Raw genomic sequence first — 16125 nt, 5'->3', positions numbered from 1 at the left:
ACGTAGGCTGAGCCCTATGCGAATCGTGGTGCTGATCTCCGGCTCGGGGTCCAATCTTCAGTCGGTCATCGACGCGTCCCAGGCAGGGAGCTAGCCGTGGAGATCGCGGCGGTCGGCTCGGACAACCCCGATGCCTACGGGCTGGTGAGAGCCGGGACTGCAGGGATCGAGACGTTCAGCGTCCCCCTCGAGCGCGGGGCAGACGCGGAGCAGCGGGCCGACTGGAACAGCAGGCTGCGCGATGCTGTGCTTTCCTACGACCCAGAGGTGTTGGTCTCCAGCGGGTTCATGAGGATCGTCTCGGCAGAGTTCCTCGACACCCTGAGGCGCGCGGATGGCCGCGCAGTGCCGATGATCAACACGCACCCGGCCCTGCTGCCCAGCTTTCCGGGCGCCCATGCGGTGCGTGATGCGCTTGCTCACGGGGTGAAGGTGACCGGCTGCACCGTGCACCAGGTGGACTCCGGCGTCGACACCGGCCCGATCCTTGCCCAAACCCCGTTGAGGTGAGGGCTGAGGATGATGAGGCTACCCTCCACGAGCGCATCAAAACTGCCGAGCGAACCCTGCTGAACCAGGTGCTCGCCCAGATCGCCCGCAATGAGCACGGCCTGCGCTGAGAGTCAGGCCCGATTCTGGAAGACTGGACCGCATGACCTCTTCCGCCGCCGCCCACTCTGCTGAGCCCGTCCCGACCACCGGCTACGCCACGGTGCACCTGGTCCGTCATGGCGAGGTGCACAACCCTGACCGCGTGCTCTATGGAAGACTGCCGGGCTTCGGCCTCTCCGAGCTCGGCAAAGAGATGGCGCAGGGGCTGGCCGATCACTTCGCGGCACGAGCTGAGCGTGGCCAGGGCCCGGTGATTCTTGCGTCCTCCCCGCTTCAGCGCGCCCAAGAGACGATTGCCCCGTCGCCTCCGCCCTGAACCTGCCGGTACGGATCGAAGGGCGGGTCCTGGAGGCGGAGAACAAGTTCGAGGGCATGTCTTCGGTGCGTCGTCAGCTGCGACGGCCCAAGCATTGGCCACTGCTCATCAACCCGATCCGCCCCTCATGGGGAGCCCTACAAAGCACAGGTGAACCGAGTGCTGGCCGCGGTGAAGGACCTGGCCGACGAAGCGATCGCCGAGCACGGCGACGGGTCCGAGGCGGTGCTCGTCTCCCACCAGCTCCCCATCTACGTGACCCGTCTATGGGCCGAGCAGCGGCCGCTCTTCCACGACCCACGCTCCCGCGAGTGCACACTGACCAGCATCACCAGCCTGCACATCGGTCCTCGCGGGGTCGAGGCCGTCAGCTACGAGGAGCCCAACCGCGAGCTCAGCAAGCAGGCCCTGGCTCTGCCCGGCGCGTAGCGCCCGAGGCGTCGACGCTGTCGACGTCGGCTCTGAAGCCGCGCACCATCGCCGACAGGCCTCGCTCGAAGGCGCGATCGGCAGCCTCTGAGGGCTCCTTGGCGCGGGCCGCTGCCGCGGCGGCGAAGGTGGGGCCCGCTCCGGGTCGCCCGGTTCGAAGATGTTCATGGCGCTGTGGCGTCATATGCGGCGCCGAAGGCGTACGCCTCCACCGCGACAATGATCTCCAGGGCATCCTGCGGATCGATCCCGGCATCGGTGAGGCCCCGGATCACCCGCTCGTACATGTCCAGGGTGCGAGGCGCGTCAGCGATCGGGAGCACCGCCATGATGGGGATCATGGCCGTATTCCGGGCAAAGCAGTTCCGGTAGGAGCGTGCCCAGGCGATCAGCGCCTCATGCCAGGGCAGGCGGTCGAAGACCGACGCGTCGATCTCCTCATTCAGCCGATCCTGGACCCAGAGCATCAGCTCGTCCTTGGACCTCACATGGTTGTACAGCGCCGACGCAGAGACGCCCAGCTCGCGGGCCAGGCTCGCCACCGTCAGCTGATGATGGCCCCGATCGGCGGCTATCTTCAGCGCAGCATCGGTGATCGCCTGTCCGGAGAGGATGGGCTGGCGGGGACGTCCCCTGCCGCGACGCGGCTGATCGGTCGGCACAGGGGCTCCTATCGGCAGGGGTGGGAACTTTGCAAGTCTAGTGATGGAAGTAACACGCCAGCAACACAGAAGCTGTAATATGAATGCTGTTCATTAATCTGATGCGCAGACATATGGGAGGTGCTGTGGAGAACATCCGGCACATAGGCAGCGAAAACGTCGTGACGTGCGACCTGGCCATCGTAGGGGCTGGGCCTGCTAAACCTGATGGCTGCCCGCACCGCAGCGCGCAGGGGCCTGCGGGTGGTCGTGCTCGAGGCCCGCGACCGCGTCGGCGGACGCACATGGTCTGACACCGTCGACGGTGCCTTCCTCGAAATCGGGGGCCAGTGGGTCTCGCCCGACCAGACCGAGCTGCTCGGTCTGGTGGAGGAGCTGGGCAAGGAGACCTACCAGCGCTACCGGGAGGGCTCGAACGTCTTCATCGGCTCCGACGGAGTCCGGCACGTCTACACCGGCGACACATTCCCCGTCGCCTCGGAGACGGCCGAAGAGATCGAGCGGCTGACCGGGGTCCTCGACCAGCTGGCCGCTGAGATCGGGCCGCACGAGCCGTGGGCGCACCCCAAGGCGCGCGAGCTCGACACCATCTCCTTCCACGACTGGCTGAGGACGCAGTCATCGGATGAGGAGGCCTGCCGGAACATCGGCATCTTCGTCGCAGGAGGCATGCTCACCAAGCCCGCGCACGCCTTCTCGGCGCTCCAGGCCGTTCTGATGGCGGCCTCCGCGGGCTCCTTCAGCAATCTCGTCGACGAAGGCTTCATCCTCGACCGCCGGGTGGTGGGCGGCATGCAGTCCGTATCCGTCGCCCTGGCCGAAGAGCTGGGCGAGGCCGTGCACCTGGGAACCCCCGTGCGCACGATTCGCTGGAACGAGACAGGCGGAGCGACCCTGTGGTCCGACCGTGTCACCGTTCAGGCTGACGATGTGATCGTCGCCGTCCCGCCCAACCTCTACAGCCGCATCTCTTTCGAGCCGCCTCTGCCGCGCCTGCAGCACCAGATGCACCAGCACCAGGCCATGGGTCTGGTGATCAAGGTCCACGCCGTCTACGACCGTCCGTTCTGGCGTGAGAAGGGCCTCTCCGGCACCGGCTTCGGGGCCGATGAGGTGTGCCAGGAGGTCTATGACAACACCAACTACGGCGACGCCCGCGGCACCCTGGTCGGATTCGCCACCGACGAGGTGGCCGACGCGCTGTTCGCCCTGCCCGACGAGGAGCGCCGAAGCAGGATCCTGCGCTCCTTCGCGAACTATCTCGGGAAGGAGGCGCTGACCCCAGAGGTGTACTACGAGTCGGACTTCGCCTCCGAGGAGTGGACCAGAGGCGCCTACGCCACCAGCTACGACCTGGGCGGACTGCACCGATACGGCGCCCACCAGCGCGACCCCGTGGGGCCGATCCGCTGGGCCTGCTCCGATCTGGCCGCTGAGGGGTACCAGCACGTCGACGGTGCGCTGCGCCAGAGTAGGCTGGCGGCCGAAGAGATCCTGGAGGCCCGGTCGTGACCTCATGGCGCATGCCGTCCGAATGGGAGCCGCACGAGTGCACGTGGATGGCCTTCCCGCCTACCAACGAGACCTTCGGCGCTCACGGCTCTGCGTCGCTGCAGCGTGCCCGACAGGCGTGGGCGAACGTGGCCGCCGCCGTCTGCGGCTACGAGCCGGTCAGAATGCTGGTCAGGCCAGAGGACATCGCGGTGGCGAGGACGCTTCTCCCTGAGGCCGTCGAGCTCCACGCCGTTCCCTCGACGACGCCTGGGTGCGGGACTCCGGCCCCACCTTCGTGCGGGACGAGAGCGGCGCGGTGGCAGCCGTGGACTGGGTGTTCAACGGCTGGGGAGCCCAATCCTGGGCCGCCTGGGAGGCGGACCAACGGGTCGGGGAGCAGATCGCCTAGCCTGGCCGGGGTCCCTCGCATCGCCAGCACCCTGGTCAACGAAGGAGGCGGGCTCCACGTGGACGGTCGCGGAACCGTCCTGCTGACACAGACCGTCCAGCAGGATCCGGGGCGCAACCCAGGGTGGTCCCAGCAGCAGATCGAGGCGGAGATCCACCAGCGCCTCGGCACCCACCACGCAGTGTGGCTTCCCCGGGCCTCGCCCGCGACTATGACGAGTTCGGGACTCGCGGGCATGTCGACATCGTCGCCTGCTTCACCCCGGCAGGTTCGGTCCTGCTGCACACCCAGCGGGACCGCAGCCACCCTGACCATCAGGTGAGCCGCGAGCTGCGCGAGGTGCTGGAGAGCGCGACAGTCGTAAGCGGAGACCCCATCAGCATCACCGAGCTCCCGCCCCGAAGCAGCTCCAGGATGAGAGCGGCTGGTCCGACTGGTCCTACATCAACCACTACGTCGCGAACGGAGCCGTCATCATGGGCGCCTTCCAGGACCCCAGCGACGAGAAGGCCCAGCAGATCCTCGAGGAGCAATACCCGGGACGCACCGTCGAACGCGTCGACGCCCGTGACATCTTCGCGTTCGGCGGCGGAGTGCACTGCATCACCCAGCAGCAGCCATCGTCCCCGACCGCGCCGGGCGCAGTGCCCGCACCCTGAGAGGAAGCCGATGATCGACGTCGTCGAAGCCACCATCCCCAGCTGCGCGCCGCCCTGGAGGACGGGAGCACGACCTCCGAAGAGCTTGTGGGCGCCTACCTGCGCCGCATCGATGCCTACGATCAGCAGGGACCCTGCCTGAACGCTGTGGTGGTCCGGAACGCGGAGGCGCTGGCCGAAGCCCGAGCCTCCGACCGGCGCCGCGCCGAAGGGCGCCCTCTCGGGCCGCTGGAAGGAATCCCGTACACCGCGAAGGACAGCTACAAGGTCCGAGGCATGACCGTCGCGGCGGGGTCCCCGGCGTTCAAAGACCTGGTCGCTCAGCAGGACGCCTTCACCATCGAGCGGCTTCGCGGGGCCGGAGCGGTCCTCCTGGGCCTGACGAACATGCCGCCCATGGCGAACGGTGGGATGCAGAGGGGCCTCTACGGCCGAGCCGAGAGTCCCTACAGCGCCGACTATCTCGCCGCCGCCTTCGCGTCCGGTTCCTCGAACGGGTCGGGAACGGCCACTGCGGCGAGCTTCGCAGCGTTCGGGCTGGGGAGGAGACATGGTCCTCGGGCAGGGCGCCCGCCTCCAACAGCGGGCTCTGCGCCTACACGCCCTCACGCGGAGTGATCTCCGTGCGGGGCAACTGGCCGCTGGTCCCCACTATGGACGTGGTAGTCCCGCACACGCGGACGATGACCGACATGCTTGAGGTGCTCGACGTCATCGTCGCCGACGACCACGACTCCCGCGGAGACTTCTGGCGCACCCAGCCCTGGATCGCACTGCCCAAGGCTTCGGACGTCAGTCCCCGCAGCCATCGTGAGTTGGACTGCCCTTCCGAAGAGCGCGCCCACGGAACCCTCAGCGGTCTGCGCATCGCGGCGCCTGGAATGTACATCGGTGAGGACCATGAGGCGGGCAGCCGCGAAAGTGCTTAAGCATCGGAGGGCCCACCGGCCAGCCGATCCGCGTGCGGGACAGCATCCTGCAGCTGTGGCGGGAGGCCGAGGCGGATCTCGTGGGCGCCGGAGCACGCGTGGAGGTCACCGACTTTCCCGCCGTGAGCCGCTACGAAGGGGACCGCGCGGGTGCTCCGACAGTCTTCAGCCGAGGACTCGTCGACCCCGACTACCTGAAGCTCGAGGTCAACGAACTGGCCGCATGGGCGTGGGAGGACTTCCTTCAGGCCAACGGCGACCCGCGCTGAGCAGCCTCACACAGGTTCGAGGCGAAGACATCTTCCCGCACCCGGAAGGCGCACTGCCCGACAGGTACGACGGCTTCGACGACGACATCAGCACATACCCGGATCTCATTCAAAGGACAGGCGCTCCGACGCTCGAGTCCCTGCCCGGAGTCGAGCACGGACTGCGGGGCTGGAGGAGACGCGCCGCGTCGACCTTGAGGACTGGATGGACCGGAACGGGTTCGACGTGGTGGCCTTCCCCGCCGCGGCAGACGTGGGACCCGCGGATGCCGACACGGAGCCCGCCGCAGCCGATGCGGCGTGGAGGAACGGCGTGTGGGTGGCGAACGGCAACCTCGTGCCCCGTCACCTGGGGATCCCCACCGTCACCGTGCCTATGGGCACGATGGATGACACCGGCATGCCCGTCGGGCTTACGTTCGCGTCCCGGGCGTACGACGACCAGACCCTGCTGCGCATCGCCGCCGCCTTCGAGCGGCTGCGTCCGCGGCGCACCGAACCGGCCCGGACCCCGCGCCTGAACACCTCCTCCGACCACCCCGAGAGAGCAGACCATGAGTGACCTGATCATCCGCAGCGCGCACATCCGCACAATGGCCCACGACGCCGACGCGCACACACGCCCGACGGCCGCAGCAGTCGTCGACGGTCGGATCGCCTGGCTCGGCACCGACGAGGACGCCGCGGCCTGGACCGGCCCTCGCACCCACGTCATCGACGCGCAGGGCGCCACGCTGACCCCTGGGCTCATCGATTCGCACATGCACCCTGTCGGCGGCATCGAAATGACCCAGGGCGTGGATCTCGGGGCCTCGTCACGCTGGCCCAGGTGCGGTCGGCCCTGGCCGAGCACGCCCGGACCCTTGAGGCGGGGACTGGCTCCGCGGATGGAACCTGGACTACAAAGCATTCGAAGGCGGGGAGATCCGCGGGGACCTCTTCGAGGACGCGGCCCAGGGCGCCCGCTCCTGCTGCTGCTCTTCGACGTGCACACCTCCGTGGCGAACGAGGCGGCTCTCGAGGCGGCGGGCGTCGACGGGTCCGAGACCTTCGACGACGCCAGCGAGATCGTCGTGGACGAGTATGGCCGTCCCACCGGCAAGCTGCAGGAGATGCCGGCGTTCCACCGCGTGCTCAGGGGGCGCCCGGCCTGCACCCTGTTGAAGCAGCCCATGAGGTGCGGCGAATCCTCCGTGAGGCGGCCGCTGCCGGCGTCACCGGGACCACGGTGCTCGACGGTCGAGACTGGACGGTGGAGGTGATCCGGGCCGCCGAGGCGCTGCCCGGCGGGCTGCCCGTCCGGTTGGACGTCGCGATGTGGCATGAGCCCGGCGACGGCGACGACCTGGTGGCCCATCGGGTGGGGCTGCTCTGCGTCGGCGGTGACCGGTGGAGAGTCCGGATGATCAAGATGTTCCTCGACGGGGTCATCGACGCGGGCACAGCATGGCTGCACCAGCCCGACGCTCAGGGCGACTCCACGGGCCCCTTCTGGAAATCACTGGACCGGTTCGCGGAGGTCTGCAGGAGCTATCACGACGCCGGATTCCAGCTCACCACGCATTCCTGCGGCGACGCCGGGGTCGCCCACGCAGCACGGGTCTACGAGGGCCTTTCGGACTTCGTCGCCTACCCTGCGCGGATCGAGCACCTGGAGACGCTCACCGACGACGACGTCGCTCTGCTGTCCAGGACCGGGACCGTCGCCTCCATGCAGCCCCTCCATATGCAGTGGAGGGAACCGGGCAACGTCGATTCCTGGGGCGCGCGGCTGGGCGATGAGCGAGCGTCGAACAGCTGGCGCACACGTGACATCCTCCAGGTAGGCGGGCGCCTCGCCCTGGGCTCCGACTGGCCGGTCGCCAGTCTCGACGCTCGTCTCGGCATGGCATGGGCCCGTCTGCGGCGGGAGCCCGGGAACCCCTCCGCTCCGGTGTTCGAGGCCGAGCAGCGGCTGACGGGCGAGGAGGCTCTGCTGGGCTATACCCGCTGGGCCGCCGAGGCGCTGGGGATGGCCATCGAGGCGTCATTCGGCCCGGAGCGACGGCTGACCTGACGCTCTGGGCGGAGGACCCGGTCGCCGCCGACGCGGACGAGCTGACGCAGATCTCCGTGCTGATGACCACGATTGACGGCAAGATTGTCCACAACGACCCACTTGTGAAAGGTGCTGCACGATGACGTCCTACCAGTCGAAGAACCCGGCCACCGGAGAGATCCTCGAAACGTACCCGCGGCGACGGACGCTGAGGTGGAGGCGGCTGTGGCGGCCGCCGCCGATGCGTACCGTTCATGGAGCAGCGAGACCATCGAGCGGCGCGGCGAGATCGTGGCCCGCATCGGCCAGCTCTTCGCCGAGCGCGCCGATGAGCTGGCCGAGATCGCGACCACAGAGATGGGCAAGCCCGTTGCGGAGTCGAAGGCGGAGGCTGAGTTCTCCGGGGAGATCTTCGGATACTTCGCCCAGGAGGGCCCGCAGCTCAGCGCCGACCAGGAGATCAAGACATTCTCCGGCGGGCGCGCAGTCATTCAGCGGCTGCCCATCGGCCCGCTGCTGGGCATCATGCCCTGGAACTTCCCTACTACCAGGTGGCTCGATTCGTCGCCCCGAACCTGATGCTGGGCAACACCGTCCTGCTGAAGCATGCAGAGAGCTGCCCGCGCTCGGCCCTGGCCATCGCCTCCATCCTCCAGGACGCCGGTGTGCCGGAGGGCGTCTATGCGAACCTGTTCGTCACCCATGAGCAGTCGAGCCGGATCATCGCAGACCCCCGTATCCAAGGGGTCTCGCTGACCGGCTCCGAGCTGCCGCGCGGCCGTGGGCGAACTGGCTAACCGTCACCTCAAGAAGGCAGTCCTGGAGCTCGGCGGATCCGACCCGTACATCATCCTCGACGCCGGGAACGTCGCCGAGGCCGCTGAGACCGCCTGGGCATGGCGACTGGAGAACACCGGCCAGGCCTGCAACTCGAACAAGCGGATGATCGTCCACGAGGACATCTACGAGCCGTTCGTCCAGGAGCTGGTGGCACGCGTCTCCGCTCTGAAGCCGGGGACCTGATGAAGGGCGAGCCGGGCACCTACACGCCTCTGTCCTCCCGAGCCGCAGGCGAGCAGCTGGCCGAACAGGTGCAGGACGCCGTCAGCAAGGGGCGACGCTGCACACCGGCGGCGAGCTGCTGGATGAGCCGGGCTCCTACTTCGCCCCCGCCGTCCTCACCGGAATCACCCCGGAGATGCGCGCCTATCACGAGGAGCTCTTCGGCCCGGTGGCCGTGGTCTACTCGGTGGGCGACGACGCTGAGGCTGTTCGTCTGGCCAATGACTCTCCCTACGGACTCGGCGGGTCGGTCTTCTCCGCCGACGAGGCGCGCGCCTCTGCGGTCGCCTCGCAGCTGGAGGTGGAATGGCCAACGTGAACATCCCCGCCGCCGAAGGCGCGGAGCTTCCGTTCGGGGAGTGAAGCGCTCCGGCTACGGCCGTGAGCTCGGCCCTCTGGGCATGGAGGAGTTTGTGAACAAGAGGCTCTTCTACATCGCCGACTGAGGCGTCCGGCCCCGGCCCGCCTTCGGAGTCACACGATCAGGGCCGATCCGTCTGCTCGGGGATCGCTCGCGGCTCGGAAGGCGGGCCGATCGCTGTGCCGGGTGACTTCGATGACGTTGGAGTGCCCCAGCGATTCGTGCCGAGGCGCCACGGTCCTCAGATCGAATGAGGCGCCCAAAGCTCTGCTCGCCGCTTCGGGCACATCGGCTTCTGCCGTCGCTGTGCGGAGGGTGTCACCGTCGCTCTGGGCGCCGATGACCCAGCGCGGCAGGCTGACCGCCTCCAAGGGGATGCCCCGCGAAGAAGGTTCAGCAGCAGGTGAGTGTGGATCTGGGGCTGAGCCTGACCCCCATGGTGGCGCACACCCATTTCAGCTCGCCGTGCTCCTCAGCCAGCACGGGCATCAGCGTGTGCGGAGGGCGGGCTCCTGGTGTCAGGGCTGCAGGGTGGTCCGGATCGAGGGAGAAGGCAGTGCCTCGGTTCTGGAACAGGATTCCGGTGGTGGGCTCCAGCACCGCGGAGCCGAACGCGTGGTACACCGACTGCACCAGTGACACGGCCCAGCCGTCCGAACTGGCGGCGCTCAGGCCGACCGTGTCCCCAGCGGCCGGTGAGGAACCGCCATCGGGGCATCCGGCGCCAGCATGTTGAGGAGCTCCTCTGGTGCGACGGGAAGCGTCGCGGGTCGCTGAGATATTCGGCGCGCAGGGAATTGGCGTCGTAGAACTGCTTCGCGATCGAGCAAGCCTCGGGCCCCAAGGGATCCGCAGGCTCTTGAGCCTCAAGGTGCAGGAGGGTTCTGAGCAGCGCAAAGCCCTGAGTGTTCGGACCCCGGTGTGGACTCTCAGGCCCATGACCTCGGCGCTCATGGAAGGCCCTGATGTCGGGGCGTAGGAAGCGAGGTCCTCCGGGGCGATCCCGCTGCCGAGCCGCTGCAGCCCCTGGACCCAGCGCCGAGCAGTCTCGCCGGTGTAGAACTCCTCCGGTCCGTGCTCGGCGAGTCGGCTCAGCGTCTGTGCGAGCGCGGGCTGCCGGAGGGCTCGCCCTCCTGAAGTGGGGCACCCTCCGGCAGGAAGATCTCTGCTGCGCCCTCGTCCTGCGCCAGAACCTGCTGGTGCTCGCGGATGGCCCGGGAGACCGACAGGGCCGTGGGGACGCCCTCCCGCGCGTAGGAGACGGCCGATTCCAGGCGCCTACTCCAGGTGAGATTCCCTCCGGTGTCGGCGAGGGCCGCCCACCCCTGGGTCCGCCCGGCACGGTGATGGTGTCGATGCCGCGCAGAGGCAGGGCATCCCCATGGGTCGCGCGCATGGACTCCAGCGATGCGGCCCGAGCGGCCGGTCCTGTCGCGTTGATGAAGGTGACCTTCCTCCGGCGAGCGCACGAGCGCGACGAGGTCTCCTCCGAGGGCGACGTTGTTCGGGTAGACCACGCAGAGCGCCGCGGCGGCAGCGATGGCGGCGTCCACTGCGCTGCCGCCCTCCCTGAGGGCTCGCGCGCCTGCCTCGGTGGCCAGGTGGTGGGATGTCGCGATGGATCCGCTCACGTCGTCCTGGGTGTGCGTCGTCATTTCTCTCCCTGAAGTTACCGGCATAAGAACTCTATATTCTCAGCATGTTAAATCTTTGTAACGCGTAGATTCTGGCTTGCTCTCATGCGTATGGACCGACTATACAAGTAAATGAAAAGCATTCATATAGTCACTCGGCATGCTGAAGGGGAAAACCATGCTTCATCGTTCAATGCGCTACCGCAAGCTCTCTGCCACCACGGCTCTCGTCGCCGGAGCGGCTCTGCTGTCCGCCTGCGGAGGAGGTGCCGAGAGCACCGAAGAGGCGTCCGGCGGTCTTGACCTCGTGCAGGACGGCCAGCTCACCGTGTGCGCCACATTTACGATTCCTCCGAACATTTTCCAGAACGAGGAGGGTGAAGAGATTGGTGCAGAAGTTGATATCGCAGAGGCAGTAGCTACGAATATGGATTTGGAACTGGGCTTCAGAGAGTATGACTTCTCTGGGCTCGTCACTTCCCTCCAGGGCCAGCAGTGCGATGCGATTATGTCGTCGCTCTACATCACCGAGGAGCGGGAGGAGATCGCCGAGTTCGTGCCGTACCTGCTCTCCGGTTCAGCCGTCGCTGTGCCGGAGAGCAATCCTGCGGATGTGAGCGGCTATGACGAGAGCCTCTGCGGCACTCGTGCCATCGCCATCACTGGCGCTACAGGCGCCTCCCTGCTGGAGGAGCAGTCCGAAGAGTGTGAGGCGGACGGCGAGGAGCCGATCGCGATCACTCTCACCGACCGTTCTGCGGACGCTCTGCAGTCGATCATGGCAGAGCAGCAGGACGCCTTCGTGGACACCTCAGAAATCGTCTCCTACTACGAGAACGAGAGCGACGGTGACTTCCAGATGATCGGTGAGCCCTTCGGAGAGATCGAGATCGGGGCAGCCACCCTGCGCGAGAACGAGGAGCTTCACGAGGCCATGCAGGCCGCGTTCGACGAGATCGTCGAAGACGGCACGTATGAGGACATCCTCAGCGAGTGGGGCTTCGAGCGCCAGGACATCCGGAACGCATGAATTTCGACTGGGGCTTCTTCTGGGGCGCGCTTTTCACCCCAGCGATCGGTTTCTGGATGGGCTCACGCTCACGATTGTGATCTCAGCGGTGGCCATGGTGTGCGCCTTCGTGCTGGGCCTGGTGGTCGCACTCATGGGCAGGAGCAGCTTCCTGCCGTTCACGATTCTCGCCAGCCTGTATATCTGGGTGGTCCGCGGGACGCCGCTGCTGGTGCAGCTGGTCATCATCTATACGGGCCTCGCGGCCGCTGGACTGTATCGATTCGAGGATGCTGACTTTGCCGGAATCGTGATCCAGGGTGCTGTGCAGGCGGCGATCATCGGGCTTGCGCTGAACGAAAGCGCCTATGTGGCCGAGATCGTGCGCTCAGGGCTCGAATCGGTCGAGCGCGGGCAGCATGAGGCTGCGCTCTCGCTGGGCATGACGCCCGGCGGGGCTATGCGGCGAGTGATTGTGCCTCAGGCCATCCGGATCATGGTGCCCCACTGGGGAACTCCTTCAATCAGCTGATGAAGCAGACCTCGATCCTGTCGATCATCGGGGTCTCTGAGATGTTCCAGGTGGGAACCATCATCAGCTCGGCCTCCTTCCGGGTCTTCGAGATCTACATCGTGGTGGCGATCTACTACCTGCTGCTGACCACCATCTGGACCATCATTCAGGCGAAGATCGAGAACGTGCTGAATGCTCGAGCGGGACTGCCGAAGGCAGAGCCCATCTACAAGAGGCTCTTCGGGGTGCGTCCGAAGCGCATGACGAAGCTAGAGATGCAGCAGCAGCTGACAGCGGCGAAGGGCTGAGGGAGCAACTCATGATCAACGAATCGCAGTCCGGGAACGCATCTGTCCCGATCGTCGAGACCCACGAGGTGTACAAGGCATTCGGCCAGAAGGCCATCCTTGGAGGCATCTCCTGGAGGTCCATCGCGGGAGGTCGTCGTGCTGGTGGGAGCCTCCGGCGCGGGCAAGACCACGTTCCTGCGCACGCTGAATATGCTCGAGCCCATCGACGACGGTGAGATCCTCATCGGCGGGGAGCGCATCGGGCAGCGGGTGACTCCAGCGGGCAAGGTGGTGGAGCGCTCGGCGAAGGACCTCGCCCGGCAGAGGGCGAACATCGGGTTTGTCTTCCAGCACTTCAACCTCTTTCCCCACATGACGGTTCTGGAGAACATCTGGCATTCGCCGGTGCATGTGAAGAATGAGCCCAGGGAGAAGGCTGTCGCCCACGCGCGGGAGCTGCTCGACCGGGTCGGTCTCGGGAATGGGCCGATGCCCGTCCGCGCTCCCTCTCCGGAGGCCAGCAGCAGCGGGTGGCCATCGCGCGCTCCCTGGCTATGCGGTTTAGCGCTCATGCTCTTCGACGAGCCGACGAGCGCGCTGGATCCGGAGATGGTCGGCGAGGTCCTCGCCGTGATGAAGGACCTCGCCCGGGAAGGGATGACGATGATCGTCGTCAGCCACGAGATGGGCTTCGCCCAAGAGGTGGCTGACCGGGTGGTGGTGCTGGACGGGGGCGCATCATTGAGGACGGCCCGCAAGCACAGATCTTCACAGACCCTCAGCATGAGAGGACCAAGCAGTTCCTCTCCAAGGTTCTCTGAGCGGCCCGCTCAGCCTCAGCGCACCCCACGTGTAGGTTTGCTTGCGCAGACCCAGGTACATGAACGTCTCCGTGGCGATGACTCCGTCGATGGTGCGTATGCGGCGGGAAATGATGTCGAGGAGGTGCTCATCGTCTTCGCAGACGACCTCGACGAGCAGGTCGAAGGTTCCGGCTGTGATCACGACGTAGTCCACCTCGTCATATGCCTCGAGCACCTCGGCCACCGGCTCCAGCGGCCCCGCGACCTTGATGCCGATCATGGCCTGACGGGGAAGCCCAGTTCCAGGGGGTTCGTGACAGCGACGATCTGGATGATGCCCTGGTCGGTGAGTCTCTGGACTCGCTGCCGCACGGCGGCTTCGGAGAGGCCGACGTCCTTGCCTATGGATGAGTAGGAGCGCCTGCCGTCCTGCTGGAGGTGCTCGATGATCCTCTTTGAGGTCTCATCCAGTTCGACCGCAGTCGCCTTCTGCTTAGCCATGGCTGAGAGTCTTTCACGCTGGGGCCGCACCGGCGGCAGGTCAGGCGGACTCTGTCAGATCGAGGGTCGGTGTGGGGCGACGCAGACCGCGTGTGAGGAACAGCAGCCACACGAAGCCGATCGTCACCCATCCGAGCCCGACCGCAAACGTTTCGGCGGTCAGTGAGGTCCACAGCCAGAGGCAGAGGCCCACGCCGATGACAGGCAGCGCGACGTACTTCACTGCGTCGTAGCCCCTGTACCGGCGCTGATTGATGGCGTAGTGCTTCAGCACGCTGAGATTCACGAAGCTGAAGGCGATCAGGGCGCCGAAGCTGATCATGGAGGAGGCCAGCTCCAGCGGGAAGATCAGTGCCAGCAGGGAGACGCCGCCGACGATGAGCGCGGCCGCATACGGTGTGCGGAAGCGCTGGTGCAGCACGGCGAAGACCCCGCGCGGAAGGACCCCGTCCCTTCCCATGGTGAAGAGGATGCGAGAGACCGATACCTGCGATGCCGTCGCGGAGGCGATCGCCCCGGCCACGTAGGCCGCGGTGAAGAAGGCGGCGAGGAATGGTCCGCCTACCTGCGTCATCACGTCGACGGCAGCCGTATCGGCGTCGGTGAACGAGCCGTAGTCGGGGAAGACCATGTGGCCCAGCCACGAGATGAACACGAAGATCGCTCCGGCGGACAGGGTGCAGATCACGATGGCGCGAGGGATCGTCTTGGTGGGGTTGCGCGTCTCCTCGGAGAGAGTGGAGACGGCGTCGAATCCCAGGAACGACAGGCACAGGATGGCCGCACCGGCAGCGATCGCGGTGAATTCGAAGTCGGCGTTGCGGAACGGCTCAAGGGGCTGATCGGCTCGGCGTAGCCGGAGACGGCTGCGAAGCTCATCACAGCGAACACGACGATGAAGACAGCCTGAATGCCGACCAGGGCACTGTTGAGCCCGGCGGCAACCTTGATGCCCAGCACGTTCATCGCGGTGACCAGCACGATGGTCACGATGATGATCAGCCACACAGGCAGCTGCGGAAGCGCGGCGTTGAGGTAGAGCCCGATGACCATGAAATTGATCATCGGAAGGAAGAGGTAGTCGAGCAGCAGGGCCCACCCGGCCATGAAGCCGATGCCGGAGCCGAAGGACTGCTGGGTGTAGGTGTAGGCGGAGCTTATGCGATCGGAAACGCCTTCACCATGTTGGCGTAGGCCAGCGCGGTCACGATCATGGCGGCCAGCGTGAAGACATAGGCCAGGGAAGGTGCCCGGCTGTGATCTCAGTGACGATGCCGTAGGTGGTGAACACGGTCAGCGGCACCATGTAGGCCAGGCCGAAGAACACCGCCGACGGCAGGCCCAGGGTGCGTTTCAGGGTGGTGGTGCTCTGGGGCATCGGTGTCTCTCCTCTGTCGCGGGACTGCGAGTGCGTGCTCAGCGTGATCGATGTCACTGAACCGAGAGCCTATGCGCATATTGGCTTCGATACGAGTTGTGAATGGCGCGTTTCACCATCAAATCGTTTCTCGCATGACCTCAATTCTTCGGAATCATGATCCGCACAGGCAGTCGAGCAGCTGCCCGCAGTTCCGGTGGGGCGGTGACGAAGCCCGCATGGCGGATGTTTTCTACCGCCGGTAGAATTCACAGGTGATGTTTCGCCGTCGTGCCCCTCACGCCTCACGTGCCCTGACCGCGGCCGCGCTCTGCGCTGCGTTCGTCGTCACCGCCTGCGGCTCCGAGAACGATGATCTGGCACAGCGGGCCTCCAACGACGGCACCAACTACGTGGCCGGGGACGGCACGGTGGAGGAGTACGCTCCGGAGAGCCGCGGCGAGGCGCTCGCCTTCGAGGCGGAGACCTTCGACGGCGACCAGATCAGCGAGGACACCTTCCAGGGCGAGGTCTCCGTGGTGAACTTCTGGTACGCGAACTGCCCGCCGTGCCGCAAGGAGGCCCCGGACCTCCAGGAGATCAACGAGGACTTCGCCGACGACGGCGTGCAGTTCCTCGGAGTGAACACGCGCGACACCCAGCCCACCGCTGAGGCGTTCGAGCGGAACTTCGACATCACCTACCCTCCATCGAGGACCGCGGCGGCTCCGTGATGCTCGCCGTGACCGACTATGTGCCCCCTCGGCTGTCCCCACC

At 66.5% G+C, this 16125-nt stretch carries 14 protein-coding genes and 8 pseudogenes; 14 read left to right on the top strand and 8 right to left on the bottom strand.

Features of this window, described 5'->3' with window-relative positions; all coding sequences use genetic code 11:
- Nucleotides 1–16 precede the first annotated feature (16 nt).
- Nucleotides 17–620 (top strand): annotated as a pseudogene (gene purN, locus K0H76_RS19035) (phosphoribosylglycinamide formyltransferase).
- 32 nt (nt 621–652) lie between these two features.
- Nucleotides 653–1357, top strand: a pseudogene (locus tag K0H76_RS19030) (histidine phosphatase family protein).
- A 164-nt stretch (nt 1358–1521) separates the two neighbouring features.
- On the opposite strand, the gene K0H76_RS19025 reads toward K0H76_RS19030, so the two are convergent.
- Nucleotides 1522–2019 carry a TetR/AcrR family transcriptional regulator gene (locus K0H76_RS19025; RefSeq protein ID WP_258933983.1) on the bottom strand — a complete coding sequence of 166 codons (498 nt, stop codon included), beginning with the start codon at nt 2017–2019 and terminating at the stop codon, nt 1522–1524.
- Between the two features lie 113 nt (nt 2020–2132).
- On the opposite strand from K0H76_RS19025, the pseudogene K0H76_RS19020 reads away from it, so the two are divergent.
- The 7 genes and pseudogenes from K0H76_RS19020 to K0H76_RS18990 all read left to right on the top strand — a co-directional run bounded on the left by K0H76_RS19020 (nt 2133) and on the right by K0H76_RS18990 (nt 9325).
- Nucleotides 2133–3531 (top strand): annotated as a pseudogene (locus K0H76_RS19020) (FAD-dependent oxidoreductase).
- An 11-nt stretch (nt 3532–3542) separates the two neighbouring features.
- Nucleotides 3543–4581, top strand: a pseudogene (locus K0H76_RS19015) (agmatine deiminase family protein).
- A gap of 10 nt (nt 4582–4591) precedes the next feature.
- Nucleotides 4592–6341: pseudogene (locus K0H76_RS19010) on the top strand (amidase).
- Entirely contained in the window at nt 6334–7041 is a 708-nt protein-coding gene (locus K0H76_RS19005; RefSeq protein ID WP_258933982.1) for an amidohydrolase family protein, read from the top strand. The pseudogene K0H76_RS19010 and the gene K0H76_RS19005 overlap by 8 nt, the downstream one beginning before the upstream one ends.
- Nucleotides 6957–7835 (top strand): amidohydrolase family protein, encoded by an 879-nt coding sequence (locus tag K0H76_RS19000; RefSeq protein ID WP_258933981.1) that lies wholly within the window; start codon nt 6957–6959, stop codon nt 7833–7835. Before K0H76_RS19005 ends, K0H76_RS19000 begins: the two co-directional genes overlap by 85 nt.
- Nucleotides 7769–7960 (top strand): amidohydrolase family protein, encoded by a 192-nt coding sequence (locus tag K0H76_RS18995; RefSeq protein WP_258935482.1) that lies wholly within the window; start codon nt 7769–7771, stop codon nt 7958–7960. The genes K0H76_RS19000 and K0H76_RS18995 overlap by 67 nt, the downstream gene beginning before the upstream one ends.
- Nucleotides 7957–9325: pseudogene (locus K0H76_RS18990) on the top strand (NAD-dependent succinate-semialdehyde dehydrogenase). Before K0H76_RS18995 ends, K0H76_RS18990 begins: the two are co-directional and overlap by 4 nt.
- Nucleotides 9326–9353: 28 nt before the next feature.
- Here K0H76_RS18990 and K0H76_RS18985 read toward each other — a convergent pair.
- The 3 genes from K0H76_RS18985 to K0H76_RS18975 all read right to left on the bottom strand — a co-directional run bounded on the left by K0H76_RS18985 (nt 9354) and on the right by K0H76_RS18975 (nt 10871).
- Complete coding sequence (locus K0H76_RS18985) at nt 9354–9611, bottom strand: hypothetical protein (protein ID WP_258933980.1); 258 nt, start codon at nt 9609–9611, stop codon at nt 9354–9356.
- A gap of 22 nt (nt 9612–9633) precedes the next feature.
- Nucleotides 9634–10179: a gamma-glutamyltransferase family protein gene (locus K0H76_RS18980; RefSeq protein WP_258935481.1), complete on the bottom strand. Its 546-nt coding sequence runs from the start codon at nt 10177–10179 to the stop codon at nt 9634–9636.
- A 152-nt stretch (nt 10180–10331) separates the two neighbouring features.
- Entirely contained in the window at nt 10332–10871 is a 540-nt protein-coding gene (locus K0H76_RS18975) for a gamma-glutamyltransferase (RefSeq protein WP_258933979.1), read from the bottom strand.
- 163 nt (nt 10872–11034) lie between these two features.
- On the opposite strand from K0H76_RS18975, the gene K0H76_RS18970 reads away from it, so the two are divergent.
- From K0H76_RS18970 to K0H76_RS18955, 4 genes and pseudogenes are all read left to right on the top strand, one after another.
- Nucleotides 11035–11904, top strand: coding sequence for an ABC transporter substrate-binding protein (locus K0H76_RS18970; protein ID WP_146340863.1), 870 nt, complete (start codon nt 11035–11037; stop codon nt 11902–11904).
- Nucleotides 11905–11980: 76 nt separating this feature from the next.
- Entirely contained in the window at nt 11981–12415 is a 435-nt protein-coding gene (locus K0H76_RS18965; RefSeq protein WP_258933978.1) for an ABC transporter permease subunit, read from the top strand.
- Complete coding sequence (locus tag K0H76_RS18960) at nt 12415–12705, top strand: hypothetical protein (protein WP_258933977.1); 291 nt, start codon at nt 12415–12417, stop codon at nt 12703–12705. The genes K0H76_RS18965 and K0H76_RS18960 overlap by 1 nt, the downstream gene beginning before the upstream one ends.
- A gap of 144 nt (nt 12706–12849) precedes the next feature.
- Nucleotides 12850–13218: pseudogene (locus K0H76_RS18955) on the top strand (ATP-binding cassette domain-containing protein); the annotation flags it as partial.
- Nucleotides 13219–13530: 312 nt separating this feature from the next.
- Here the strand turns inward: K0H76_RS18955 and K0H76_RS18950 are convergent.
- The 4 genes and pseudogenes from K0H76_RS18950 to K0H76_RS18935 form a co-directional block, all read right to left on the bottom strand.
- A pseudogene (locus tag K0H76_RS18950) lies at nt 13531–13991 on the bottom strand (Lrp/AsnC family transcriptional regulator); the annotation flags it as partial.
- Between the two features lie 40 nt (nt 13992–14031).
- Nucleotides 14032–14751: an APC family permease gene (locus K0H76_RS18945; RefSeq protein ID WP_258935480.1), complete on the bottom strand. Its 720-nt coding sequence runs from the start codon at nt 14749–14751 to the stop codon at nt 14032–14034.
- A complete protein-coding gene (locus tag K0H76_RS18940) occupies nt 14676–15098 on the bottom strand; it encodes a hypothetical protein (RefSeq protein WP_258933976.1) in 423 nt (140 codons plus the stop codon). The genes K0H76_RS18945 and K0H76_RS18940 overlap by 76 nt, the downstream gene beginning before the upstream one ends.
- A 103-nt stretch (nt 15099–15201) precedes the next feature.
- The gene (locus K0H76_RS18935) at nt 15202–15369 is read right to left on the bottom strand and encodes a hypothetical protein (protein WP_258933975.1); all 168 of its coding nucleotides are present in this window, start codon (nt 15367–15369) and stop codon (nt 15202–15204) included.
- Between the two features lie 257 nt (nt 15370–15626).
- Between K0H76_RS18935 and K0H76_RS18930 the strand changes: the two genes are divergently transcribed.
- Nucleotides 15627–16082, top strand: a complete 456-nt coding sequence (locus K0H76_RS18930) for a TlpA family protein disulfide reductase (protein WP_258933974.1) — start codon at nt 15627–15629, stop codon at nt 16080–16082.
- Nucleotides 16083–16125: the final 43 nt, after the last annotated feature.

It is taken from the genome of Nesterenkonia pannonica (assembly GCF_019575955.1).
Lineage (GTDB): Bacteria > Actinomycetota > Actinomycetes > Actinomycetales > Micrococcaceae > Nesterenkonia > Nesterenkonia pannonica.
This window is presented reverse-complemented; position numbering and strand designations above follow the sequence as displayed.

Excerpts from the sequence above, each read along its gene's own strand:
- K0H76_RS18970 (WP_146340863.1), top strand. The coding sequence starts at position 11,035 with ATGCTGAAGGGGAAAACCATGCTTCATCGTTCAATGCGCTACCGCAAG.
- K0H76_RS18930 (WP_258933974.1), top strand. The coding sequence starts at position 15,627 with ATGTTTCGCCGTCGTGCCCCTCACGCCTCACGTGCCCTGACCGCGGCC.
- K0H76_RS18940 (WP_258933976.1), bottom strand. The coding sequence starts at position 15,098 with ATGGCCGGGTGGGCCCTGCTGCTCGACTACCTCTTCCTTCCGATGATC.
- K0H76_RS18935 (WP_258933975.1), bottom strand. The coding sequence starts at position 15,369 with ATGCCCCAGAGCACCACCACCCTGAAACGCACCCTGGGCCTGCCGTCG.
- K0H76_RS18980 (WP_258935481.1), bottom strand. The coding sequence starts at position 10,179 with ATGGGCCTGAGAGTCCACACCGGGGTCCGAACACTCAGGGCTTTGCGC.
- K0H76_RS18960 (WP_258933977.1), top strand. The coding sequence starts at position 12,415 with ATGAAGCAGACCTCGATCCTGTCGATCATCGGGGTCTCTGAGATGTTC.
- K0H76_RS19005 (WP_258933982.1), top strand. The coding sequence starts at position 6,334 with ATGAGTGACCTGATCATCCGCAGCGCGCACATCCGCACAATGGCCCAC.